The sequence below is a fragment of the Ideonella margarita genome (assembly GCF_038066635.1).
Taxonomy (GTDB): Bacteria; Pseudomonadota; Gammaproteobacteria; order Burkholderiales; family Burkholderiaceae_C; genus Ideonella; species Ideonella margarita.
Map to the genome: position 1 here is coordinate 572655 of NZ_JBBUTI010000001.1, position 23889 is coordinate 596543.

A 23889-nucleotide genomic window follows, 5' to 3' on the forward strand; every position below is an offset into this window, starting at 1 on the left:
CCGGACGTGGTTTCAGCCTTGATGGAGTTGGCGGTAGAGCGTGCGGAAGCGCTGCAGGCGTTCCGCCAGCGGTGCATGCACGGACTCATCCGGCTGGTGACGGGCCATGACGGGCGGGCGGGCGCAGACGAGGTCGGGGGCACCACCCGCAGCGAGCCAGCCGAGGCGGGCGGCGCCGAGGGCACCGCCGGCTTCGGAGCCGGTGTGCAGCACGATGTCCACGCCGAGCGCATCGGCGATCAACTGGGCCCAGAGCCCGCTGCGGGCGCCACCGCCCACCAGCGACAACTGGCTCACTTCGGTACCCGCGGCCTGCAGGGCGGCCAGGCCGTCGGCCAGGCCGAACGCCACGCCTTCCAGCACGGCGTAGCCCACATGGGCGCGGGTGGTTGCATGGCCCAGGCCAGCCAGGTGGCCTTGGGCGAACGGGTTGTTGTGCGGTGTGCGTTCACCGGCCAGGTAAGGCAGGAACAGCGGCGCCTGCAGGCGCTCGGCCATGCTCAGCTCGGCCACTTCGCTCAGCAGGTGGGCTTCGCTGCCAGCGCCGGTCAGGCCCACGGCCCACTTCAGGCAGCTGGCGGCCGAGAGCATCACGCTCATCTGGTGCCAGCGGCCGGGTTGGGCATGGCAGAAGGCATGCACGGCCGAGGCGGGGTTGGGGCGGTAGGTGTCGTTGACGACAAACAGCACGCCCGAGGTGCCGAGCGAGATGAAACCGTCACCCGGTTGCACGGCGCCGATGCCGATGGCGCTGGCGGCGTTGTCACCGGCGCCGCCGGCCACCACCACGCCCTCAGGCAGGCCCCAGGCGCGGGCCAGTGCGGGGCGCAGCACGCCGCTCACCTCGGTGCTCTCCACCAGCCGCGGCATGTGGGCGCGGCTCAGGTGGCAGGCGGCCAGCAGGGGCTCTGACCAATCACGCGCGGCCACGTCGAGCCACAGGGTGCCGGCGGCGTCTGAAGGCTCGCTCACCTTGTCGCCCGTCAGCAGCAGCCGCAGGTAGTCCTTGGGCAGCAGCACGCTGCGCACCTGCTCGAACACGGCCGGCTCATGGCGCCGCACCCACAGCAGTTTCGGCGCGGTGAAGCCGGGCATCGCCAGGTTGCCGGCGATGCTGTGCAGGCGCGGCTCACGAGCAGTGAGCTCGTCGCATTCGGCATGGCTGCGGCCGTCGTTCCACAGGATGGCCGGGCGCAGCACCTGGTCTTGCGCGTCCAGCAGCACGGCACCGTGCATCTGGCCTGACAGGCCGATGCCGCGCAGCTCAGCCCAAACGCGCGGGTGAGCCTCGCGCAGCTGGGCGACCGCCGCTTCGGTGGCTTGCCACCAGTCTTGCGGGGCCTGCTCGGACCACAGCGCCTGCGGTCGCGACACCGTCAGCGGCGCGCCGGCCTGGCCCACGGTGTGGCCGCTGCCGTCGAGCAGCAGCAGCTTGACTTCCGAGGTGCCGAGGTCGATGCCGAGAAAGCTCATGCCTGCCCCCGCGCCACGGCGTTCGGTGCGATCAAGGGGCGGGTCAGGCGGTAGCGGGCCAGCGCGGCGGCGCCCACGGCCACGGCGTCTGCACCGAAGCGCGAGATGCGCACGTTCGGCGGCGGCAGCTTCGCGGCTTCGGCATAGCCGGCCAGCGTCTGCAGGGCGGGCTCGGTGAAGTCGTCGCCCAGCGTGACGCCAGTGCCGCCGAGCACGATGCAGGCCGGGTCATATGCCGCGCACAGGTTGTGCAGCAGCACGCCCAGGTAGTTGCCGGCGCGGTGAACGGCGGCGATGGTGAGGGTGTCGCGCACCTGCAGGCGCTGCTTCAGCTCGGTCATCGTGCGCGTCTGCGAGCCTTCGGCGCGGGTGGGCGACATGGCTGAGAGGCCGATCAGCGCTTCGGCGCAACCCAGGCGGCCGCAGGAGCAGCGCGGGCCGTCGATCTGCAGCACGATGTGGCCGACTTCACCCGCGAAGCCGCGGTGCCCGGTCAGCAGGCGGTCATCGACGATGACGCCTGCGCCGACGCCTTCGTTGATGCTGACGTAGATCAGCGGGTCGCCACGCTCGGTGGCATTGAATTCCATCTCGCCCACGGCCGCCACATCCGCTTCGTTCTGCAGGTACAGCGGCACGGCGTTGAGGGCGGTGCTGGCCAGCTCGGCCGCCAGCAGGGGTCCGATGGCCAGATCACGCCAGCCCAGGTTGGGCGCGAAGCGCAGCACACCGGTGGCTTCATCCACACCCCCGGGCAGGCCCACACCGATGCCGATGACCTGGCGGCCTTCGCCCTGCAGCTGCTGGTGCAGCTGGCTCAGGCCCTGCGCCAGCTGGCGGATGGCTTCGGGCGCAGCGGGACGGGTGTCCATCTCGATCTGGTGCGTGGCCAGCACGTCGCCGGTGAGCGAGGTGGCCACGATGCGGATGACGCCTACACCCACCTCGGCGCCCAGCAGCAGCATGCGGGTGGGGTCGATGAACAGCGGGGTGGGGCGGCGGCCACGGTCGCCCGTCACCACCACTTCACGTTCCTGCAGCCAGCCTTCGTCGATCAGCTCGCGCACCAGCATGCTGACGGTGGACTTGGTCAGGCCCACCGCGGTGGCCAGGTCGGCACGCGACAACGCCGGGTTCACGCACAGGTGTCGAACCAGCGCCATCCGGTTGATGCGCTTGAGCAGTTGTTGGTGGCCAGTGGCGTCTGCTAGATCGATGAGCACGTTCGGTATCCCCGGAAGGGCGTTGATTCGGAATGACTGAAGAATAGTTTGTTCGACGAACGAAATAAATCCGGTGAAAACCCGGGTTGTTGCCAAACCAGCGCGTCAGGCTCCGGTTTCGTGGCCAGCGCGGGTCGTGGCCGTGTGCCGTTCACCTTGCTCCAGCGCCCGCCAACGCACGGTGCCGAGGCCCTGATGGCCGGGCGTGTTTTGCCAAGGCACCAGCACCGCGCTGCCGGGCGCCAGGTCGATGAAGTTGTCGTCGAACGCCACGCCCTCGGCTTCCATCCACAGGCCCTTCACCGGCACGTCGGACTGCACGCGCAACAGGCTCTCGCTCAACAGCTCGAAGCGCGGGCTGGCGGCGGGCAGGGTGTGGAACTTGAAGGGCTCGGGCCAGGCGCAGTCGCGGGCCAGGATGGGGGCGGTGTCGGTGTGGCTGTCGTTGTGTAGGTCAGCATCGCTCGCCAGCAGTTCGCCCATCACCGGCAGGTGTGACTCAGGCAGGGTCACCAGTCGCTCGGTGGTCGCATTGGCGTCGGCGTTCAACAGCACCTTGTCGCTCCACACGCGCACGCCGTCCAGCGTGTGCAGGTGCAGCGCCAGCTTCAGCGCGCGCGCCGGACCAGCGTTCATCACGGTGAGACGGGCCTGACCCGCCTGCAGCCGCAGGGCCACAGCCAGCGGCGCCAGCGCCCGCCGGATGCCGTGCCAGGCCGGCTTCAGGTGCCCGCCGCTGTCGATGATGGCCCAGCTGACGGCTGGCCAGCAGTCGTTCAATTGCCAGACCAGCGCACCGCCCACGGCCCGCGCGCCGGGTTTCTGCCAGCGTCGCCGGAAGGCCTGGTAGGCGCAGCGCATGGCTTCGGCCTGGATGAACTGCGTGGCGTACACATGCTCGGCCAGCGTGGTGACACTGCGCAGGTTGTCAGCCATGTAGACGGCCAGCCGGCGGTGGCCGTCGGGCTCGCCGGAGCCAGCCTTGTTGTGCCACATCAGCGTGCGGCTTTCCGGGTAGCGCTCGGCCTTTGGCAGCGCCTCATGCAGCACCGCCAGGCTGGCATGGGATTGCATGCCGAACTCGCTCACGAAACGCCCCTGCACCTCTTCATAGCGCTGGTAGGGCAGCATCTGCTGGTGCCACACCTCCCAGCTGTGGCGATCTCCCGCAGTGGGGTCTGACGACAGCGGCCCGCCGTCGCCACCGGGTGTCCACGGGCTGCCGGGCCAGTAGAGGCTGCCCGGGTGCAGCGCGGCGCACAGGGCCGGCAGGCGCTGCTCATACAGCAGGCGCGCATCGAACTGGCCCGGGGCGATGCCCGGCCCGTGGGCGCCGATCGATTCGGCCACCGCATAGTCTTCGTTGTTGCCGCACCAGATGGCGAGGCTGGCACGGTGCCGCAGGCGTTTGACGGCGGCGGCCGCTTCGGCCGTCACGGTGGCTTCAAAGGCCGGGTTGGCCGGGTACATGCCGCAGGCGAACAGGAAGTCTTGCCAGACGAGCAGGCCGAGTTCGTCGCAGGCGTCATAAAACGCCTCTGACTCATAGATGCCGCCACCCCACACGCGCAGCATGTTCATGTGGCCGGCAGCGGCCTGGGCCACGCGGGCGCGCACCCGCGCTGGCGTGACGCGCTCCAGCAGGTTGTCATCGGGAATCCAGTTCGCGCCGCCGATGAACACCTCCTGCCCGTTCACCTCGAAGCAGAAGCTGGTGCCGGCCTCGCCTTCAACCGGTGCCTGCACCAGCGCCACGGTGCGCAGGCCGATGCGGCGTGTGTCCTGGGCCACCACGCTGCCGGCCTGGTGTACGCAGGTGTGCAGCTCATACAAGGGCTGATCGCCCAGGCCGCGTGGCCACCAGAGCTGGGCCGCCTCAATCACCAGATGCGCATGGACCTGTGGGCTGGCATCGCAGTCGATGTGGGCCACCAGCGCGCCGTCCGGGCCGCGCAGCGTGTGGCTCAGGGTCAGGCCGGCCAGGTTGCCCAGCAGCTGCGTGCTCACGCGCACCTGCGCGCGCCGGGTTGTGAGGTTCACCTCGGTCTGCGGGTGCACCTCCGCCAGGCGCACATGCCAGCTTTCGCGGCGCACGGGCTGCCACGGCCCGCTGGTGAGCAGCACCGGGCCCCAGTCCCAGCCGAAGTGGTACTGCGCCTTGCGCAGGTGCAGCCGGGCACTGTCGCCGTTCCACAGGCGGCGTTGGCCCTGGGTGGCTTCGAGCGCGCGGGCGGCAGCCAGTGGCGGGTCGAACCGCAAGAGCAACTCATTGCCGCTTGGTTGGAGCAAGGCCCGGATGTCAGTCCGCAGCGGCACGAACATGTTGCTGCTGGTGAACAGCAGCTGGCCGTTGAGCCAGGCGCTGCACACGGTGTCCAGGCCATCAAACACCAGCTCTTCATGCGGTGCGAGGTTGTCGATGCCCGGCACGTCGAAACGCAGGCGCCAAGCCCAGGTGCGCTCACCCACCCATTGCACGTCGGTTTCCTGGGTGCCGCGCGCCACGTCGGGCAGCAGGCCGGCGGCCATCAGCGCACCGTGGGTGGTGCCGGGCACGGTGGCGGGCAGCCAGGCCGAGGTGGGCAGGGCACCGATGTGGGCGGGCTCAGCCGCGGCAGGCACCTCGGCCAGTTGCCAGCCGGTGTGCAGCGCCATGCTGCGTGTGGCGAGCGGGCTGTGTGGCTGCGGGACAAACGAATGCGTCATTTTTACTAAACAAATACGTGAGTGACGGCCGATTGGGTGCACGCAAGCCAGTGAAAGCCCGAACTTGTCAGCCGTGGTTTTCAAAATCATACTGTCTGTTTACTAAACTACACTCAGGGTGTTCACCAGCGCGCAGGCCGATGGCCGCTGCGCCCGCTGGCCTTGCACGAAGCCTCATGACCGATGCGTTGAACCCGCCCCTGATGCCCCGCCGCGCCCTGATGGGTGCGGCGATGAGCGTTGCGAACGCCGTGCTGGGTGCCAGCGCACTTGGTGCAGGCCCGGCTGTTGGCGGCTCGTTGGCCCAGCCCGGCGTGGCGCCTGAGCTGCCCTGGGCCGGCCCGGTGCGACATGCCGGTGGGTGGCTGGAGTGGTCGCGGCCCACGCCGTCGTCGGTGAGCCCGGCTGCGTGGTTCGACCCCGATCAGCACGATGTCTGGTGTGACTTTGAAGGGCCGGGTGGTGCGCACCTGCGGGCCACCGCCTTCTGGCACAACGACGCGCGCCAGGGTGGCCGCTGGTTGCTGCGGCTGTTCCCCACGGTGCCGGGCCGCTGGCAGGGCACTGTTCAGGGGAGCATCGGCGGCGGCGCACCGCAAGATTTGGGTCGGGTGCCTGCGGCGGATGTTGCCCGGGTGCCGCGCCACCACCACATCAGCCTGGACGCCAGCAATCCGCGCTACTTCGCCTTTGAAGACGGCACGCCCCATGTGCCGGTCGGTCTGAACATCTGCTGGGGCATGAGCGACGACACCCTGGCCGATTACCGCCGCTGGTTCACCCGGCTGGCAGCCCAGGGCGGCAACTTTGCCCGGCTCTGGATGGCCAGCTGGAGCTTCGGCATCGAGTGGGTGGACACGGGCCTGGGCAACTACGCGCGGCGCATGACGCAGGCGGAACTGCTGGACGAAGTGTTTGCGCTGGCAGAGTCACTCGGCATCAAGCTGATGCTGTGCCTGGTCAATCACGGCGCCTTCTCGGAAAACGCCGACAGCGAATGGGCCCGCAACCCGTACAACCAGCGGCTGGGCGGCCCGCTGGCCACGCCCGACACCTTCGTCACAGACGAGGTTGCGCAGCGGCTGTTCGAGAGGCGCGTGCGCTACATCGCGGCGCGCTGGTCACACAGCCCGGCGCTGCACAGCTGGGAGTGGTGGAACGAGGTCACCTGGACGCCGATCCGCGCGGCGGAGCTGCGCCCCTGGATCGCCCGCATGAGCCGGGTGCTGGACCGCCACGACCCTTACCGCCGCCTGCGCACCACCAGCTGGGCCGACCGTGGTGACGCCACCACCTGGCAGATGCAACAGCTGGATTTCGTGCAGCAGCATGACTACACGCTGAACGACCCGATCGACCACTACGCCGCATCGGCACGGGCCTGGGAGGCTGACGGCCTGGCACACAAGCCGTGGGTGCCCGGCGAGCTGGGTCTGGAAACCGAATACGACATCGCCACGCCGCGGCCGTTCGAAGCCGATGCCGTGCACCTGCACAACGGCCTGTGGGCGCCGCTGTTTCTGGGCTATGCCAGCACGGCCTGGTACTGGTGGTGGGACAAGATGGTCGACCCGCAACGCCGCTGGAGCGCCTATCGCGGGGTGTCACGATTCCTTGATCAGTTGCATGGCAGCGGCTTGCGGCTGTCTGCCCATCGCCCCCATCCGCCGCAACAGGCTCAGCTGATGAGCCCGCAGCTGCCCGCCGGTGGTGAGCCGGCTTCGGGTGTGCCACCGATGGCTGCGAGCCCTGACGCCCGCGCGCTGGCGATGGTGGGTGCGCGCAGCGCGCTGGTGTGGGTGCGTGCCCATCTGCACGATGCCTCGGCGCTGCGCCGGGCCTGGCGCCAGGAAACGGGCGGCAAGCACCCGGCCCAGCCCTGGACGCCGCGTTACCCCTTGCTGAAACAGCACCGCGTTGTGCTGGACGCTCTGGCGCTGCCGGACGGACCGGTGCGGGTGCGCTGGCTGGACCCGGCCACCGGCCATGCGATGGCGCCGCTGCCCACGCCCGCGGTGTGTCGCGGCGGCACGCTGGTGCTGGCCGTGCCTGCTTTCCAGCGTGATCTGGTGGCCATCGTCATGGCCGCACACGCCTGATCGGGCTGAGCCACATGCCCAGGCTGCCCGGTTTGTCCTCACACCGCTCCGTGCACCCATCACCACACCAACCACTACACCATTCACTGCTGTCGATGCCTGCTTCCGAGATCCAGACCGCCTGGGCCCAGCGCCTGCAACGCGAACTTGCGCAAAACGTGCTGCCCTGGTGGCAGGCGTCGATCTTTGATGCCGAAGGGCGCGTGCTGGGCGGGCGTGCCAACGACGGTGCCGTGCTGGACGCACCGCGCACCGCCGTGCTGGGCACCCGGCTGCTGTGGACCTTCACCACGGCCCAGCGCCGCCTGGGGCGCAACCCGGCGCTTGATCTGGCCGCCGAGCGCGCGCTGGCCTGGGTGCGCGGCACGCTGACCGACCCGGTGCATGGCGGCGTGTTCTGGTCAGTGGATGGGGACGGCCAGCCGGTGGCCGACCACAAGCAGACCTACGCGCAGGCCTTTGCCATCTACGCCTTGATGGCCCAGCACGCGGCCGACTGTGCGGCCCAAGGCCTGCCGCTGGCCGCCGTCACACCCGCCGCACAAGACGCGCTGCGTTTGTTCGACCTGCTCGACACCCATGCCCGCGACGGCCAGGCAGGCGGTTACATGGAGGCCTGCACCCGTGACTGGCAACCCTTGCCCGATGCGACGCTGTCGGCGGACGAGCCACCCGCCGCGCGGTCGATGAACACCCTGCTGCATGTGCTGGAAGCCTTCACCGAACTGTTGCGCTGCCACCGGCAACCCTTGGTGGCCACGCGCCTGCGTGAGCTGGTCGAGATCTTCCTCGACCGCCTCTGGCTGCCCGGGCAGCGCTGCTTCGGCCTGTTCTTCTCGATCGACTGGCGGCCGATGACCACGCAGGTGTCGTGGGGGCATGACATCGAGGCGGCCTGGCTGCTGCGGCGCGCCTGCGAGGTGCTGGCTGATGACGACCTGAGCCGCCGCGTTGATGCGCTGGTGCCGCAGGTGGCCGATGCCGTGCTGCAGGGCGGCGTGGCGGATGACGGCAGCGTGCTGGGGGCTGGCCTGTTTGATGGCCGCGTCACCGATGCGCGGCGCCACTGGTGGTGTCAGGCCGAGGCCATGGTCGGCTTCTGGGATGCCTGGCAGCTGACGGGCGACCCGCGCTTTCAGCGCGCGGCATGGCGGGTGTGGCAGCACATCGACAAGCATCATGTCGACCCGGTGGGTGGCGACTGGCTCAAGACCCTGGACGAGCAGCTGCACCCGGTCGACAGCATCCCGAGGGCGGGCCCTTGGGAATGCCCGTACCACCATGTGCGGGCCTGCGTTGAAATGATGGAGCGGCTGGCTCATGCGTAAGCTGCGCGGCGCGGATGAGAGGGCGAACACGGGGTGGCGAAAGGTGGTGGGCATGGTGACTGGGTTGTTGGTGGGGGTGGGCTTGGCGGTGGGCCTGGTGCCTGAGGCCGCGGCGGGGCAGGCGGCCACGGCGTCGGTATTGCCAGCGGCAGGTGGCCTGCAGCGCACGGCGCCGGTGGTCGATCAGCGCCTGAACGCCACGCTGCAGGCGCTGGCCGCGGGCCGGCCCATCAACGTGGTGGCCATCGGAGGCTCCATCACCACCGGCTACGCCGCCAACCCGCCGCGTGAGCGCGGCTGGGCGGCGCAGGTCGGCGCCTGGTTGAAGACGCGCGGCCAGGTGCGCTTCATCAACGCGGGCCTGAGTGGCACCGACTCTGCGGTGGCCGTGCAACGCGTGCAGGCACAGGTGCTGGCCGAATCGCCAGACCTGGTGCTGGTGGAGTTTGGTGTCAACGACGAGTGGCTGGATGCGCATGTGCGCGGCAGCAGTTATGAAGGCCTGTTGCGCCAGCTGCTGGCCGCACCAGGCCGCCCGGCGGTGCTGCCCGTGATGTTGACGCGCCAGCACAACCAGGGCCGTGATGCAGGCGATGTGCAGCGCACTTTGGCGGCGCGCTACGGCCTGAGCAGCATCGATGTGGGCGGTGCGGTGACGCAACTCGCCAGCATGGGTGGTGCCGATTGGCAGCAGCTGTACGACGAGCCCGTGCATCCGAACCAGCGCGGCCATGACCTGATCGCGCGGCTGGTGATCGAGCACCTGCAGGCGGCATCGGCCCGCGTGGTTGAGGCCAAAGACAAGGCGGATGACAAAGCCAACGACAGGGCTGTGCCGCTGCCCGAACCCCTTCACAGCCTGGCCCACCAGCATGTGCGCCTGTGGCAGGGAGAGGCCCTGCGCCCCTGGCGCCAGCAAGGTTTCGAGCGTGGCGGCCCGGTGCACCCTGAATGGCCCGCACAAACGCCGGGCTGGCAGACCACCGCCGAGGGTGCCAGCGCGTCGTTCCTGGTGTGGGGCACCGAGGTGGCCGTGTTCCATGCCGAGAGCGAACACTTCCGAAACCTCGAAGCCTGGGTCGACGACCGCCCGGTGGCGCTGCTGCGTGGCCATGTGCCTGAGCGCAAAGGCTACTTCGGCTGGCATTACAGCGTGGTAGCCCAGGGGCTGCCACCCGGCGCGCACCTGCTGCATGTGCGCATGCGTGCTGATGAATGGCAGGGCAGTGGCCGGCCCGCCAGCCTGCTGGCCGTGATGGGGGCCGGGGTGTACCCACCGGAGGTGCGTGCCCAGCTGCCTGAAGACTTGGTGGCCTTGCCTGCCAGACTCGACACCACAGCCGACACCACACCCGGCGCCGCGCGCTGGCGCTGGTGGCCGGCCAGCGATGCCCGCCTGCAGTGGACCGGGCGTGTGGAGGCAGCGCCGGCGGGCGATGCCTCCGCCCGCGGCCTGGCCTGGAGTGGATCCGAGCTGCGGGCCCGCTTCACCGGCTCGACGCTGGCCTTGCGGCTGACACCGCGCCACGGCGGCACCAGCCACTACACGCTGGAAGTCGACGGTGAGCGGCTGAGCTTTTCCGTGGGGGGTGCAGGCCGTGGCAACGAGGCCCGCCAGTGGCAATGGCCGCGGCCGTTGGGGCCGGGCTCGCATGAGCTTCGGCTGGTCAAGCGCACCGAGGGCGCGATGTCCGAATCGATCTTCAACGGCCTGTGGCTCGACGCCGCCGGCACCTTGTTGCCCGCGCCGCCGCAGCGTCCGCTCCGCCTGGTGTTCTACGGTGATTCGATCACCGCCGGGGCCTGCAATGGCGATATCGGCGATGACCAGTACGACGACCTGTCCACCCACGATGGCACCCGGGCCTACGGGGCCTTGACCGCGGCTGCGCTGGGCGCTGATTACCAGGGCCACGCCGTCAGCGGCATCGGCATCACCCGCACCTGGGGTGAGCTGCTGATGCCGCAGGTGTGGTCGCGTGTGGCGCCGCGGCTGGACGCGCCGGTGGCGCCGGCGGATGTGCCCAAACCCGAGGTGGTGCTGGTCAACCTGGGTCAGAATGACCATGGTCTGCCGGCCTCGCTGGGGCAGCCTTTTGCCAGTGATTTCGGGGTTCGTTACCTGTCGTTCGTGCGCAGCTTGCGGCAGCGCCATCCGCAGGCGAAGCTGGTCCTGATGATCGGCGGCATGTCGGCCTGGAAAGAGCAGCCTGCGCTGCTGAAAACCCTGGCGGACACGGCGTCCACCTTGCGGGCAGAAGGCGACACGCAGGTCTGGACCTATCGTTTCGAGGCCTTCGCCTGGGCACATCCGCGCATTGATGTGCACGCGCAGATGGCCGATGAGTTGTTGAATTTCCTGCGCACCGAGGTATTGCGATGAGCGCTTCCCCTGGCACCGTGCCGGCTTGCCCTGATTTCCGGCAACCGGCCGCGCTGCTGGCCCACATGCGTCAGACGCTGGCGTTTTATGAGCCGCGCGCCCGTGACGCCCAAGGTGGTTTCTTCCACTTCTTCAAGGACGACGGTACGGTCTACGACCGCCGTACCCGTCACCTCGTCAGCAGCACACGCTTCGTCTTCAACCAGGCCCTGGCCTGGCGCTGGTTTGACGAGCCGGCCGCCGACGTGGCGCATGCCCTTCACTTCGTGCAGCAGGCCCATGCCCAGCCGCAAGGGGGCTACGCCTGGCAGCTGGACTGGGACGGCAGCCATGCGAGCGTGCAGGACGGCACCAATCATTGCTACGGCCTGGCCTTTGTGCTGCTGGCCCATGCCCATGCGACTGAGGCCGGCGTGCCCGGTGCCCTGGCGGGTGTGGCGGCGACGTTCGACTTGATGGAACAGCGTTTCTGGGAGCCCGCGCACGGCCTGTATGCGGACGAAGCCACCGCCGACTGGCAAGTGGGCAGCTACCGCGGCCAGAACGCCAACATGCATGCCTGCGAAGCGATGCTGGCGGCCCATGCGGCCACCGGCGAAGCGCGTTACCTGGCCAGGGCGCTGGTGCTGGCAGAGTCGGTCACGCAGCGGCTGGCAGCGCAGGCTGACGGGCTGGTGTGGGAGCACTACCGCGCCGACTGGACTCCCGACTGGGACTACAACCGCGACGACAAGACCAACATCTTCCGGCCCTGGGGTTTCCAGACGGGCCACCTGACGGAGTGGGCCAAGCTGCTGCTGCAACTGGAGCGCAGGCTGGGTGATGCGGCGCCGGCCTGGTTGCTGCGGACGGCGCGCCATCTGTTTTCGGTGGCGATGGCACGGGGCTGGGACCCGGTGCACGGCGGGCTGGTGTACGGCTTCGCCCCCGGCGGCAGCGTGTGCGATTGCGACAAGTACTTCTGGGTACAGGCCGAAAGCCTGGCCGCGGCCGCCTGGCTGGCGGTGCGCACCGGTGACGACGCCTACTGGCGCTGGTACGACCGTCTCTGGGCCTATGCCTGGACGCACTTCGTGGACCATGAGCATGGCGCCTGGTTCCGCATCCTGGCACCCGACAACAGCAAGCTCACCGACGAGAAGAGCCCTGCCGGCAAGACCGACTATCACACCATGGGTGCGTGCCAGGACGTGCTGGCCGCCCTCGGCGTGAAGCCACCGCAGCGCTGAGCGTCAGCGGCCGGCGCGCGGCTTTTTCTGGCCCTGGTCTGGCGTCAGGCTGTGTGCGGGCGTGTGCTTTGGCGTGTCGGGTGGATGCGTGCTCTCACGCACCACCAGCTCCACCGGCTGCAAGGTGTCGCCGGGCTGGGTGTCGCCCTCCATCAGGGCCAGCACCGCGGCGCGCCCCAGCGCGCCCTTGTCCACCCGCACGGTGGTCAGGCCGGGCTGGCTGCGGGCGGCGGCGGCAATGTCGTCATAGCCGGCCACCTGCAGGTCCTGCGGCACGCGCAGGCCGGCGGCTTCACACACGCTGATGGCCGCCAGTGCCGTGGTGTCGTTGTAGGCAAACACGGCGTCCGGGCGCTGGGGCAGGGCCAGCAGCTGGCGCATGGCCTCACGGGCCGAGTCCTCGTACTGCAGCGATTCGTCCATCGTCACTTCGAGGTCCGGATCGGCAAGGCGGCCGGCCTCGAAGAGCGCATGCCGGAAGCCCTTGGCCCGCAGGCCGACCGAGTGGTGGGCGCGGGGTCCGATGATCATGGCGGGGCGCTGCGCACCACCGTCCAGCAGCAGCTGCGTGATGGCGCGTGCGCCGTGCAGGTTGTCGTCGTTGATGCAGCGCGCGCCTGGATGAAAGTGGTCCACCAGCACCATCGGCAGCTCGCAGGCGCGCATGGCCGACACGGTGTCGTGGTCGAAGTAGCCCATGCCGATCAGCGCGTCGGCCTCATGCCGGCGGATGCCTGTGGCCACGTCATCACCCGGGGCCACCGAGAGCAGGCTCAGCGACGCGTCGACATCGCGGCAGGCATCTTCGGCGCCTTGCAGCACCATCGAATAGAACTGGTTGTCGGCCAGCGGGAACAGGTGCCGGTGGTAGAGGAACACGATGCGACGCGGTTTGGCCGCGCGCAGCTTGGCAACGTCGTAGCCCAGTTGCTGGGCCACCTCCAGCACCGCGATGCGGGTGGCGTCTGACAGGCCGGGCTGGCCTTTCAGCGCCCGCGACACCGTGCCGATCGACACTTTGGCGGCCTGCGCGAGGTCGCGGATCGTCACACTTTTGCCCGTCATGAGTTCGAAATCGCCCGCTTGTTTATGAAACGCCATTGTGCTGGGAATTGACCGGTCGCCCCTGGCCGATCGTCTGCAGCCAAGGGTAATCGACGATGCCGCGTGGATTGACGGCGCGATTCCACTCAACGCACAATTTGTTCGTTTACTAAACAAATTGATCTGCGCTGGATTCTGGTCTGGCGCCATGGAGTGACAGCGTGAGTCTTGACGGGATGAAGCAGCGCCTCGGGCGCGAGTGGTTTGGCTGGCACCGGGCGATGTTGTCCTTGATGGCCGCGTTGATGACGACCATGGCGCTGCACGCGCCGGCGCACGCGCAGAAGGCCGAGGGCCTGGCCCTGACGCCCCAGATGGGCTGGAACAGCTGGAACAAGTTCGCGTGTGACGTGAACGAGCAGCTCATCCGCGAGACGGCGGACGCGATGGTGTCCAGCGGCCTGCGTGACGCGGGCTACCAGTACATCAACATCGACGACTGCTGGCAGGGCACGCGGGATGCGCAGGGGTTCATGCGACCGGACCCGGTGCGCTTCCCCGGCGGCATGAAGGCGCTGGCCGACTATGTGCATGCGCGCGGCTTGAAGTTCGGCCTGTACTCCGACGCGGGCTGGAAGACCTGTGGCGAGCGACCGGGCAGCCGAGGTTATGAGTTCCAGGACGCCCGCACCTACGCGGAATGGGGCGTGGATTACCTGAAATACGACTGGTGCTTCACCGACGGCCTGAAAGCCGAGGGCGCGTATCTGACGATGAGCGAGGCGTTGCGACAGAGTGGCCGGCCGATCCTGTTCAGTCTGTGCGAATGGGGCAACAGCAAGCCGTGGGAGTGGGCGTCCAAGGTTGGCCACAGCTGGCGCACCACCGGCGACATCTTCAACTGCTTCGACTGCATCGAGGACCACGGCGACTGGAAGGCCTTCGGCGTGCTGCAGATCATGGACATGCAGGCCCATCTGCGCGCGTACGCTGGGCCCGGCCGCTGGAATGACGCCGACATGCTGGAGGTGGGCAATGGCATGCCGGCCCACCAGGCGCGCGCGCACTTCTCGATCTGGGCGATGCTGGCCTCGCCGCTCATCGCCGGCAATGACCTGCGCCGCATGGACGCTGAAACCTTGTCCATCCTCGGCCACCGGCCCGTCATCGCCGTGAACCAGGATGCGCTGGGGGTGCCGGGCTGGCGCCACACGGCGGAAGACGGTGTGGAGCAGTGGTGGCGCCCGATGGCCAATGGCGACTGGGTGGTGATGCTGCTCAACCGCAACAAGCAGCCCCACGCGGCGCGCCTGGACTGGGCCAAGCTGGCCGTGACCGACAGCGTCAGCGGCCGCAGCGCTGACTTCACCGGTGCGGGCTACCGCTGGCAGAACCTGTGGCAGCCGGCGCAGCGCGGCACGACCGCTCAGCCACTGAGCGTGAACTTGCCGGCGCAGGACGTGCTGATGCTGCGCTTGGCGCGGGCGCCGCGATGACGGCGGCCGTGTCGCCCAGGGCCTTGCGCCGCGTCGTCATCGTCGGGGGCGGCACGGCAGGCTGGATGACGGCCGCGCCACTGGCGCAGCTCTTGTGCGGCCCCACAGGTGCGCCGGGCTGCGAGGTGGTGCTGGTCGAATCTGACCAGATCGGCACCATCGGGGTGGGTGAGGCCACCTTGCCGACACTGCGTCAGTTCAACCAGGCGCTGGGTGTGGACGAGGCGCATTTCCTGAGCCACACCAAGGCCACCTTCAAGCTCGGCATCGAGTTCAAGGACTGGGGCCACCTGGGCAACCGGTTTTTCCATGGCTTCGGCGATTTCGGCCCGCCGATCGAAGGCCGATCCGCCTACATCCAGTGGCTGCGGCTGCACCGGGCGGGCGGCATGCCGCCGCTCGAATCATGGTCGGTGGCCAGCGTGATGGCCCGGCAGCACCGCTTCGTGCCGCCCTCGGGCGATCGGCCGTCACCGAGCAACGCCTATGGCCATGCCTATCATTTCGATGCCGGGCTGTACGCCGCCTACCTGCGTGACGTGGCCACCCGCCACGGTGCGCAGCGCATGGAGGGCACGATCGTCGATGTGGAGGTGGACGGCACCACCGGCTTCGTGCAGGCAATTCGGCTGGCCGATGGCCGCCGCGTGGAAGGTGATCTCTTCATCGATTGCTCGGGCCTGCGTGCCTTGCTGATCGAGGGCGTGATGAAAGCCGGCTTCGACGACTGGAGCGCGATGCTGCCCTGCAACAGCGCGCAGGCAGTGCCGTCTGAGCGTGCGGGGCCGCTGCTGCCCTTCACCGTGTCGGCGGCCAAGTCGGCGGGCTGGACCTGGCGCATCCCCTTGCAGCACCGCACCGGCAACGGGCATGTCTACAGCAGCGGTTTCACCAGTGACGACGCGGCCGCCGCCGCCTTGCTGGACGGCCTCGACAGCGCCGCCATCGGGGAGCCCCGCACCATCCGCTTCACCACCGGCATGCGGCGCAAGAGCTGGGTGCGCAATGTGGTGGCCATCGGCTTGTCCGCCGGTTTTCTGGAGCCGCTGGAATCCACCAGCATCCACCTCATCCTCGATGCCGTCGGCCGCCTGATCCATCTGCTGCCGGACCGCGATTGCCAGCCCGCCCTGGCCGCTGAATTCAACCGCAAGACGGCCATCCAGTTCGAGGCGGTGCGCGACTTCATCATCCTGCACTACAAGCTGACCCAGCGTACCGACACCGAGTTCTGGCGCTATTGCGCCGCGATGCCGGTGCCACCGGCCCTGGCTGAGCAGATCGAGCTGTTCCGCGCCACAGGGCGTGTCAGCGTGCGTGACCCGGACGGTTTTCTGGAGCCGTCCTGGTTGTCGATCTACGAGGGCCATGGCGTGTGGCCGACCTCGTTCGACCCGCTGGCGCACCGGGTGCCCGAGGCGCCCTTGCGGCAACACTTTGCCCGGCTGCAGCAGGCGATCGCCCAGATGGTTGCCTCGATGCCGCAGCATGCGGACACGGTGGCGCACTGGGCGGCCGCAGGTGCGGCGCGCGGCCACAAAGTGGGCGGCTAACGCGCGTCGGGCCGGCTGGGTTGACGTGCGTTCAGGGGTCTGTGCGGCAGCGCGGGCGCACCGCAGAATGCGGGCACCTCTGTCATCAGCGAAGCACGCCCATGTTCCAGTTGTCTTGTTTGCCTGGTCTCCTGCCTCCGACTGCGGGCTCGCGCAGCAGAGGGGTGTTGAAGGTGGTTTCGGTGGCGAGCCTGCTGCTGGTCGCGCTGACCTGCCTGCACGCCGGGCCGGCGCAAGCCGGGCCCGTGAAAGACGCACTGGAGCGCCGCGCCGCTGAGCGCCAGGCCGCGGCGCAGGGGGGCGATGACATGGCCGGTGAAGCCACTGAGCGCACCGGCTTTCAGCGCGGCCTGCCGGCCGGTGTCACTCGGCTGTCGAACCTGGCCTGGGGCGATGGCCCCGACCGCAAGCTCGATGTCTATCGCCCGGCCAGCTTCCCCGCCGGCACCCCGGCTGCTGGCGCGCCACTGCTGTTCATGGTGCACGGCGGCGGCTGGAAGCACGGCGACAAGGCGGCGGGGTCCGTGGTCGACAACAAGGTGGCGCACTGGGTGACGCAGGGCGTGGTGCTGGTCTCGGTGAACTACCCGATGCTGCCGGCCACCGACCCCGTGCGCCAGGCCGCCGAGGTGGCCAAGGCCCTGGCCTGGACCCAGCGCCAGGCCGCCAGCTGGGGCGCTGACCCGGCCCGCGTGGTGTTGATGGGCCACTCGGCGGGCGCCCACCTCGTGGCACTCAATTCAGCAGACCCCGCCGTTGCCAAGGCCGAGGGCGCCCGGCCCTGGCTGGGCACGGTGGTGCTCGACACCGCCACGCACGATGTGGTGGAGACCATGTCGGCCAGCCATGCGCGTCTCTATGACGAAGCCTTTGGCACCGACCAGGCGTACTGGCGGCAGGCCTCGCCGCTGCACCGGCTGACTGGCGTGCCCGCGCCGATGTTGCTGGTGTGCTCCAGCCGACGCAGCTCATCCTGCCTGCAGGCACAGTCGTTCGATGGCCGGCTCAAGGCCGCTGGCGCGCGCAGCACCGTGCTGCCGCAGAACCTGTCGCACCGCAGCATCAATGCCGATCTCGGTGAGTCGGGGGCCTACACCGCCGCGGTGGACGCCTTCCTGCGCAGTGTGGGCTGGCCTTGAGCGGGTGCCGTCAAAGTCACCGCCGAGACAGCCAATTCGGGCGGCGCCGCCCACAATCCAGCGCATGGGAACCCTCACACTTGTGCGCCACGGGCAAGCCTCTTTCGGCGCGGCCGATTACGACCAGCTGAGCGAGCTGGGGCATCGCCAGAGCGAATTGCTGGGCGAGTATTTCAAGCGCCGTGGCCACCGGTTTGATGCGGTGATGACCGGCTCCCTGAAGCGCCATGCCCAGACCCGCGATGGCATTGCGCGCGGCCTGGGCGGCCTGCCCGAGTCCCAGGTGTTCGAGGGTCTGAACGAGTACGACAGCGAAGCCGTGGTGCGTGCCGTGCACCCGGGTGAATTGCCTCGCCCGGACAGCCCCGACATCATTCGCCAGCACTTCCGCTTGCTGCGTGAGGGGCTGCTGGCCTGGATGGCCGGATCGGTGCAGCCCGCGGGCATGCCGCCGTTCACCGAGTTTCAGGCCGGCATCGTGGCCGCACTGAGCCACGCGCAGCAACTGCCGGGCGACGTGCTGCTGGTGTCCAGCGGCGGCCCCATCTCAACCGCCATGGGCTGGGTGCTGGGCCTGGCGCCTGAAGCCATCGTGGCGCTGAACCTGCGCATCCGCAACAGCGCCGTCAGCGAGCTCATCGTGACGCCCCGGCAGTTCAACCTGCTCAGCTTCAACCACCTGCCGCATCTCGACACGCCGGAGCTGGCCAGCAGCATCACGTACGCATGACGCTGCTGCGGCCATAGCCGCCGGTTTCCAGCGCCCAGCCTTCGGTGGCTTGTGCGGCGCCGTGCAGTTGCACCATGCTCTCCTTGCCGGCCAGGCCCAGCTTGACGGCCCGGGTCACCAGTTGCTCGGCCTGTTCGGCGTTCAGCCGGCTGGCGAATCGCTGCCAGCGGCGAATCACCTGCGGTTGCGCCCACGCGTCTTCGAGGCGTTCGCGCAATGCGCGGGCATCGGCGGGGCGGCCGCCGTCCCAGGCGCGCGGCAGCAGGCTGTGGAAAAACAGATGGAAGTCGCTGCGCAGCTCGGTCTGGGTTTCGGGCAGCAGGGCGGCCAGTTGGGCTGCGCGCTCACTCCAGTCGGCGTGGGTGAGTTGCAGCGTGATCAAGGCCTGCAGGCCCTGGATCGGGTTCAGCAGGCGCAGCCGGTTGGTGGGCAGCACCCGCATCGGGATGCTGGCGGCCACGGCGTGCGGCAGCGGCGTCACATAAGACAGCAGCGCGGCCAGACGCGCCCATTGCGGGCTGGTCAGGCCTTCGGCTTCACCATCCGGGTGCGCCTCGGCCACCACGGCCATCAGGCGGGCTTCGTCCCAGCGGCGGTTGGCGCGCGCAGCCCAGGCGGCGGTGCTCAGCATCGCCAGATTGCCGGCCGCCACACCGGCGCTGCTGTTCACGGCATCCACCACGCCCACGGCCGCCGTGGGCGTCCCGTCGTTCACGGCCTGGCGCAGCACCGGGCAGCGGCCTTGCATCAGCTGCGACAGGTAATGCGGCGTGACCTGCACCGGCTCGAAGGCGCGGCCTTGCTGCCAGGTCGACAGGCGCAGGCTCAGCCAGGCGTGCACGGCGTGGTTGGCGGTGCGGGTGCGTTGCCTGAAGCACAGTCGGCCGGCGTCCCAGCCCTGGCGCACCGGGTGGCCGGGCAGCAGGTGCGCTGGCGGCGGCACCAGGCCGTGGCGGGCATGTTCCCAGCCGATCTGCCAGGCTTCATCAGGCTCGCTGTCGTCTGCCGCAGCCCAGGCGGTGGCGGCCAGTGGGTGACGACCGTGCCGGCCAGTGCCTTGTTGTGGCGTGCCGCTGGTGACGGGTGACGCCGCCACACCGGCGTCATCGAAGGCGAAAGAGGCTTGTGCCATGGCGAGCTCCTGAGCAATGAACGTCGGCGGAGGGCCCGCCTTGGTGGAGGCGGCCCCATGCCGCATCCGATGACCTCAGTGTCTGGCTCGGTGGGCTCATGGCGTGAGCCTGCTGGACGGATCCACAGTATTTTTGACTGGGGTTTGCGATATGCTGCTGGCTCACTTCATGAGCCCTTTCCATGAATCGCACAGAACGCTTCTATCGCATCGAGTTGCTGATCAAGAGCCGCGGCGGTGTCAGTTTCGACACCCTGCTCGACGAGCTGGAGGTGTCACGTGCCACCCTGAAGCGCGACCTCCAGTACCTGCGCGAGCGCATGGACGCCCCCATCGTCTATGACCGTTTCGACAACGTCTATCGCTTCGATGGCGAAGCGGGCAGCGGTGGCACCTCGCATGAATTGCCGGGTGTGTGGTTCAGTGAATCTGAGATCCACGCGCTGCTGACCATGCACCAGCTGATCGAAGGGCTGGACGCTGGCGGTGTGCTGGGCCGCCATCTGCAGCCGCTGCTCGACAAGCTCAACGGCATGCTCGGGGCCAGCCAGACCGAATCGCGTGAACTGATGCGCCGCGTGAAGATCAGCAGCCCGGCGCGTCGTCCGGTGGCGGGTCGCTGGTTCGAGGCGGTGGGCAGCGCGCTGCTCAAGCGCCGTCGCCTGGACATCGTCTACTTCACCCGCACCCGGCAGGCCGAGTCGCAGCGCACGCTGTCGCCGCAGCGCCTGGTGCACTACCGCAACACCTGGTACCTCGATGCCTGGTGTCACACCAGCGAGGGCCTGCGCCGCTTCGCCCTCGACGCCGTGCGCGAGGCGCATGTGCAGGAGCAACGCGCCAAGGACGTCGCGCTGAAGACCGTGGAGGCCGAACTGGATGGCGGCTACGGCATCTTCACCGGCAAGGCCCTGCAGACGGCCACGCTGCGTTTCACCGCAGCTGCCGCGCAATGGGTGGCGCAGGAAGAGTGGCATGCCAACCAGCAGCTCAAGACGCTGGCTGACGGTTCGCTGGAAATGAAGCTGCCGTTTGCCGATGCCACCGAGCTGGCGATGGACATCCTGCGCCACGGCGACCAGGTCAAGGTGGTGGCGCCGGTGGCGCTGGCCCGCCTGGTGGCCCAGCGCCTGCGCGAGGCAGCCGGGCAATACCCGTGAGGCTGGCGCCGTGAGCAAGGCCTTCACCAAGGAGTCGGATGGTGACGACGAGGATGAGCAGGGTGGCCTGCCGCCCATTCCCGCCGGCACCAAGAACTACCTCACGCCCAAGGGCTACCACGCCCTGCGGGCCGAGCTGTTGCAGCTGATTGATGAAGAGCGGCCGAAGATCGTCGAGATCGTGCACTGGGCAGCGTCGAACGGCGACCGCTCGGAAAACGGCGACTACATCTACGGCAAGAAGCGCTTGCGCGAGATCGACCGCCGCATCCGCTTCCTCACCAAGCGGCTGGACATCGCCGAGGTGGCGGATCCTTCACTGCACCACGGCAGCGACCAGATCTTCTTCGGTGCCACGGTGACCTACGCCACCTCGCAAGGCGTGGAGCGCACCATCACCATCATGGGCATCGACGAGGTGGATCACCTGGCGGGGGAGGTGAGCTGGATCTCGCCGATCGCCCGCGCCCTGCTCAAGTCCCGCGAGGGCGACGAGGTGACCTTGCGGACCCCCGGCGGCCTCGAGGTGCTGGAGGTCATCGAGGTGCGTTACCCCGCGCCCGCTGCACCCGAAGCACGGTGACGTTGCGCTTCAGGGTGCGCAGCACCTCCGCGAGGTGCAGGCGGTCGCGCACGCTGACCAGCAGCTTCAGCTCGGCGGTTTCGCCCGGCACGTCATCACCCATGTCGATGTGGGTGATGTCGGCCTCGGCGCTGCTCACTGATTGCGCCACCTGTGCCAGCACGCCCTTGCCGTTCTTCAACAGCACGGTGATGGCGGTCTCGAAGGCCCGCGTGGGTTCTTCCGACCACTCCACCTGCATCCAGCGTTCACGGTCGCGCTCATAGAGGCGCTTGCCGGTCGGGCACTCGCCGGTGTGCACCACCAGACCTTCGCCGCGGCCCAGGTAGCCCACGATGGCGTCGCCAGGGATCGGGCGGCAGCAGGTGGCCAGCGTGATGGAAGCGCCTTCAGCGCCGTCGATCACCACCAGACCTTGCGTGGGGGTGTCTTCGGGCGCGGCGTAGCGGCCCATGCTCAGCGTCACGGCATCGGGCTTCTGGCCCTGCTCGCGCAGCGACTGCGCCATGCGCTTGGCCACGATGGTGGCGATTTTCTTGCCCAGGCCGATGTCGATCAGCAGCTCACCCGGCGTGCGGTTGCCGCTCCAACGCAGCAGCGAGGTCCAGGGGTTGCCCGGAACCAGCGCTTCGTTGGTCAGGTCAGGCATGCGCATGCCTTCGGCGCGCAGCGCCTGGCGCAGCATCTTTTCGCCCAGTGCCTGGCTTTCTTCCAGCTCCAGGTTCTTGAGGTAATGACGGATCTTCGAGCGGGCGCGGCCGGTGCGAACGAAGTTCAGCCAGGCCGGATTCGGTCGGGCGTTTGGTGAGGTCAGCACCTCCACCACATCGCCGGAGCGCAGGGTGGCGCGCAGCGTGGCGGGCTCGCCGTTGATCTTCACCGCCACGCAGCGGTCGCCGACGTCAGAGTGGATGGCGTAGGCGAAGTCGACCGGCGTGGCGCCCCGGGGCAGGGCCAGGATCTTGCTGCGCGGGGTGAACACATACACCGCGTCAGGCACGAGGTCGATCTTGACGTGTTCCAGGAACTCGCTGGCATCGCGGGTTTCGTCCTGGATGTCGAGCAGTGACTTCAGCCACATGGCCCCCAGCCGTTGCGCCACCTCGTTCGGGTTCATGTCCTTGGCGCCGACCTTGTAGAGCCAGTGCGCCGCGATGCCGGCTTCGGCCACCGCATGCATGTCTTCGGTGCGGATCTGGAATTCGACCGAGGTGCCCAGCGGGCTCACCAGCGTCGTGTGCAGCGACTGGTAGCCGTTCGGCTTCGGGATGGCGATGTAATCCTTGAAGCGGCCCGGCACCGGTTTGTAGAGCTGGTGCAGCACGCCCAGTGCCAGGTAACAGTCCGACAGGGCGCTGACCTGGATGCGGAAGCCGAAGATGTCGTTGACCTGCGCGAAGCCGGAGTGCTTTTCGCGCATCTTCCGGTAGATCGAATAGACCGTCTTCTCGCGGCCGGAGACGTCGACCTTCATCTTCGACTGGCCAAAGGCCTTGACCACGTCCTCCTGCACCCGCGAGACGATGTCCCGGCGGTAGCCGCGTGCTCGTTGCACGGCCTTCTCCAGCGCGGCATGGCGCCAGGGGTGGATGTAGGAGAACGACAGCTCCTGCAGTTCGCGGTAGGTCTGGTTCAGGCCCAGCCGGTGGGCGATGGGCGCGTAGATTTCGAGGGTTTCGCGGGCGATGCGGGCCCGCTTGTTCATCGCCATGGCACTCATCGTGCGCATGTTGTGCAGCCGGTCAGCCAGCTTGACCAGGATGACGCGCACATCGCGCGACATCGCCAGCAGCATCTTGCGGAACGATTCAGCCTGGCCCTCTTCACGGGTCGAGAACTGCAGCTTGTCGAGCTTGGTCAGGCCGTCCACCAGCTCGGCGGTCGGGGCGCCGAAGCGCTCGATCAGCTCGCTTTTGGTGATGCCGCAGTCTTCCATCGCATCGTGCATCAGCGCGGCCATGATGGCCTGGGCGTCCAGGCGCCAGTCAGCCACCAGGCCCGCGACGGCGATGGGGTGGGTGATGTAGGGCTCGCCACTGGCGCGGAACTGGCCCAGATGGGCCTCATCGGCGAACTTGTAGGCGTCGCGGATGGTCTTGAGGTCGGCCTTCGACAGATAGCCGAGCTTGTCGGCCAACTCGGCAAATGTGGTGGCCTCGGGGCTGCTCAGGGTGGCGCCCGCAGCGGGCGCACGGGGCCGACTCTGCAACGCAGAAGGCATGAATTCGGCAGCAAACGATCGAATACCCATGACTCGAATTTAGCCGAAGAAGTGGAAGGGCAACGGGCAATGATGCCGATGGCCCTGCAAATACTCCGGGGTGCGGGCCACCAATGAAAACGGGCGCCACATGGGCGCCCGCTGCCGTGACTTGACCGCAGCGTGCTGCGGCCAGGTGCGCGATCAGGTCGTCGGGACCTTGCGCAGCATTTCGATGCCGACTTCGCCAGCGGCGATTTCGCGCAGGGCGGTCACGCCCGGCTTGTTCTTCGATTCCACCTTCGGGGTGTGGCCCTGGCTCAGCATGCGGGCGCGGTAGGTAGCGGCCAACACCAGCTGGAAGCGGTTGGGGATCTTGTTCAGGCAGTCTTCAACGGTGATGCGGGCCAT

Annotated in this window: 17 protein-coding genes; 10 read left to right on the forward strand and 7 right to left on the reverse strand. The window is 68.5% G+C overall.

The annotated features are described in order from the left end of the window. Positions 1-12: 12 nt before the first annotated feature. The 3 genes from xylB to AACH00_RS02635 all read right to left on the reverse strand — a co-directional run bounded on the left by xylB (position 13) and on the right by AACH00_RS02635 (position 5351). Positions 13-1473 (reverse strand): xylulokinase, encoded by a 1461-nt coding sequence (xylB, locus tag AACH00_RS02625; RefSeq protein ID WP_341397382.1) that lies wholly within the window; start codon positions 1471-1473, stop codon positions 13-15. Beyond that, on the reverse strand, positions 1470-2696 hold the full coding sequence (locus AACH00_RS02630) for an ROK family protein (RefSeq protein ID WP_341397383.1): 1227 nt from the start codon (positions 2694-2696) through the stop codon (positions 1470-1472). The genes xylB and AACH00_RS02630 overlap by 4 nt, the downstream gene beginning before the upstream one ends. Positions 2697-2801: 105 nt before the next feature. Then, positions 2802-5351: a glycoside hydrolase family 2 protein gene (locus AACH00_RS02635; RefSeq protein ID WP_341397384.1), complete on the reverse strand. Its 2550-nt coding sequence runs from the start codon at positions 5349-5351 to the stop codon at positions 2802-2804. 227 nt (positions 5352-5578) lie between these two features. Here AACH00_RS02635 and AACH00_RS02640 point away from each other — a divergent pair, with 227 nt between their 5' ends. The 4 genes from AACH00_RS02640 to AACH00_RS02655 all read left to right on the forward strand — a co-directional run bounded on the left by AACH00_RS02640 (position 5579) and on the right by AACH00_RS02655 (position 12441). After that, on the forward strand, positions 5579-7501 hold the full coding sequence (locus AACH00_RS02640; RefSeq protein ID WP_341397385.1) for a glycoside hydrolase 5 family protein: 1923 nt from the start codon (positions 5579-5581) through the stop codon (positions 7499-7501). Between the two features lie 95 nt (positions 7502-7596). Next, on the forward strand, positions 7597-8829 hold the full coding sequence (locus AACH00_RS02645) for an AGE family epimerase/isomerase (protein WP_341397386.1): 1233 nt from the start codon (positions 7597-7599) through the stop codon (positions 8827-8829). Positions 8830-8881: 52 nt separating this feature from the next. After that, entirely contained in the window at positions 8882-11212 is a 2331-nt protein-coding gene (locus AACH00_RS02650) for a GDSL-type esterase/lipase family protein (protein WP_341397387.1), read from the forward strand. Next, positions 11209-12441 (forward strand): AGE family epimerase/isomerase, encoded by a 1233-nt coding sequence (locus tag AACH00_RS02655; RefSeq protein ID WP_341397388.1) that lies wholly within the window; start codon positions 11209-11211, stop codon positions 12439-12441. The genes AACH00_RS02650 and AACH00_RS02655 overlap by 4 nt, the downstream gene beginning before the upstream one ends. 3 nt (positions 12442-12444) lie before the next feature. Here the strand turns inward: AACH00_RS02655 and AACH00_RS02660 are convergent, their stop codons facing one another. After that, positions 12445-13506 (reverse strand): LacI family DNA-binding transcriptional regulator, encoded by a 1062-nt coding sequence (locus AACH00_RS02660; RefSeq protein WP_341397389.1) that lies wholly within the window; start codon positions 13504-13506, stop codon positions 12445-12447. A 200-nt stretch (positions 13507-13706) separates the two neighbouring features. Here AACH00_RS02660 and AACH00_RS02665 point away from each other — a divergent pair, with 200 nt between their 5' ends. The 4 genes from AACH00_RS02665 (at position 13707) to AACH00_RS02680 (ending at position 18403) form a co-directional block, all read left to right on the forward strand. After that, entirely contained in the window at positions 13707-14981 is a 1275-nt protein-coding gene (locus tag AACH00_RS02665; RefSeq protein ID WP_341397390.1) for a glycoside hydrolase family 27 protein, read from the forward strand. Next, the gene (locus AACH00_RS02670) at positions 14978-16534 is read left to right on the forward strand and encodes a tryptophan halogenase family protein (protein WP_341397391.1); all 1557 of its coding nucleotides are present in this window, start codon (positions 14978-14980) and stop codon (positions 16532-16534) included. Before AACH00_RS02665 ends, AACH00_RS02670 begins: the two co-directional genes overlap by 4 nt. A 182-nt stretch (positions 16535-16716) precedes the next feature. Continuing rightward, positions 16717-17673: an alpha/beta hydrolase gene (locus tag AACH00_RS02675; RefSeq protein ID WP_341397392.1), complete on the forward strand. Its 957-nt coding sequence runs from the start codon at positions 16717-16719 to the stop codon at positions 17671-17673. A gap of 64 nt (positions 17674-17737) precedes the next feature. Next, entirely contained in the window at positions 17738-18403 is a 666-nt protein-coding gene (locus AACH00_RS02680; RefSeq protein ID WP_341397393.1) for a histidine phosphatase family protein, read from the forward strand. Here AACH00_RS02680 and AACH00_RS02685 read toward each other — a convergent pair. Beyond that, entirely contained in the window at positions 18390-19535 is a 1146-nt protein-coding gene (locus AACH00_RS02685; RefSeq protein ID WP_341397394.1) for a hypothetical protein, read from the reverse strand. The genes AACH00_RS02680 and AACH00_RS02685 overlap by 14 nt on opposite strands. Before the next feature lie 182 nt (positions 19536-19717). Here AACH00_RS02685 and AACH00_RS02690 point away from each other — a divergent pair, with 182 nt between their 5' ends. Then, the gene (locus AACH00_RS02690) at positions 19718-20695 is read left to right on the forward strand and encodes a helix-turn-helix transcriptional regulator (protein WP_341397395.1); all 978 of its coding nucleotides are present in this window, start codon (positions 19718-19720) and stop codon (positions 20693-20695) included. Between the two features lie 10 nt (positions 20696-20705). Beyond that, positions 20706-21278 (forward strand): transcription elongation factor GreB, encoded by a 573-nt coding sequence (gene greB, locus AACH00_RS02695; protein WP_341397396.1) that lies wholly within the window; start codon positions 20706-20708, stop codon positions 21276-21278. On the opposite strand, the gene AACH00_RS02700 is transcribed toward greB, so the two are convergent. After that, positions 21232-23499, reverse strand: a complete 2268-nt coding sequence (locus AACH00_RS02700; protein ID WP_341397397.1) for a RelA/SpoT family protein — start codon at positions 23497-23499, stop codon at positions 21232-21234. The two genes, greB and AACH00_RS02700, sit on opposite strands and share 47 nt — an antisense overlap. A gap of 183 nt (positions 23500-23682) precedes the next feature. Beyond that, a complete protein-coding gene (gene rpoZ / locus AACH00_RS02705; RefSeq protein ID WP_341397398.1) occupies positions 23683-23889 on the reverse strand; it encodes a DNA-directed RNA polymerase subunit omega in 207 nt (68 codons plus the stop codon).

What these genes read in the sequence shown, in the direction of transcription:
- xylB (WP_341397382.1), bottom strand. Translation starts at nt 1,473, where the DNA reads ATGAGCTTTCTCGGCATCGACCTCGGCACCTCGGAAGTCAAGCTGCTG.
- AACH00_RS02635 (WP_341397384.1), bottom strand. Translation starts at nt 5,351, where the DNA reads ATGGCGCTGCACACCGGCTGGCAACTGGCCGAGGTGCCTGCCGCGGCT.
- AACH00_RS02640 (WP_341397385.1), top strand. Translation starts at nt 5,579, where the DNA reads ATGACCGATGCGTTGAACCCGCCCCTGATGCCCCGCCGCGCCCTGATG.
- AACH00_RS02645 (WP_341397386.1), top strand. Translation starts at nt 7,597, where the DNA reads ATGCCTGCTTCCGAGATCCAGACCGCCTGGGCCCAGCGCCTGCAACGC.
- AACH00_RS02650 (WP_341397387.1), top strand. Translation starts at nt 8,882, where the DNA reads ATGGTGACTGGGTTGTTGGTGGGGGTGGGCTTGGCGGTGGGCCTGGTG.
- AACH00_RS02655 (WP_341397388.1), top strand. Translation starts at nt 11,209, where the DNA reads ATGAGCGCTTCCCCTGGCACCGTGCCGGCTTGCCCTGATTTCCGGCAA.
- AACH00_RS02660 (WP_341397389.1), bottom strand. Translation starts at nt 13,506, where the DNA reads ATGACGGGCAAAAGTGTGACGATCCGCGACCTCGCGCAGGCCGCCAAA.
- AACH00_RS02670 (WP_341397391.1), top strand. Translation starts at nt 14,978, where the DNA reads ATGACGGCGGCCGTGTCGCCCAGGGCCTTGCGCCGCGTCGTCATCGTC.
- AACH00_RS02680 (WP_341397393.1), top strand. Translation starts at nt 17,738, where the DNA reads ATGGGAACCCTCACACTTGTGCGCCACGGGCAAGCCTCTTTCGGCGCG.
- AACH00_RS02685 (WP_341397394.1), bottom strand. Translation starts at nt 19,535, where the DNA reads ATGGCACAAGCCTCTTTCGCCTTCGATGACGCCGGTGTGGCGGCGTCA.
- AACH00_RS02690 (WP_341397395.1), top strand. Translation starts at nt 19,718, where the DNA reads ATGAATCGCACAGAACGCTTCTATCGCATCGAGTTGCTGATCAAGAGC.
- AACH00_RS02700 (WP_341397397.1), bottom strand. Translation starts at nt 23,499, where the DNA reads ATGCCTTCTGCGTTGCAGAGTCGGCCCCGTGCGCCCGCTGCGGGCGCC.
- rpoZ (WP_341397398.1), bottom strand. Translation starts at nt 23,889, where the DNA reads ATGGCCCGCATCACCGTTGAAGACTGCCTGAACAAGATCCCCAACCGC.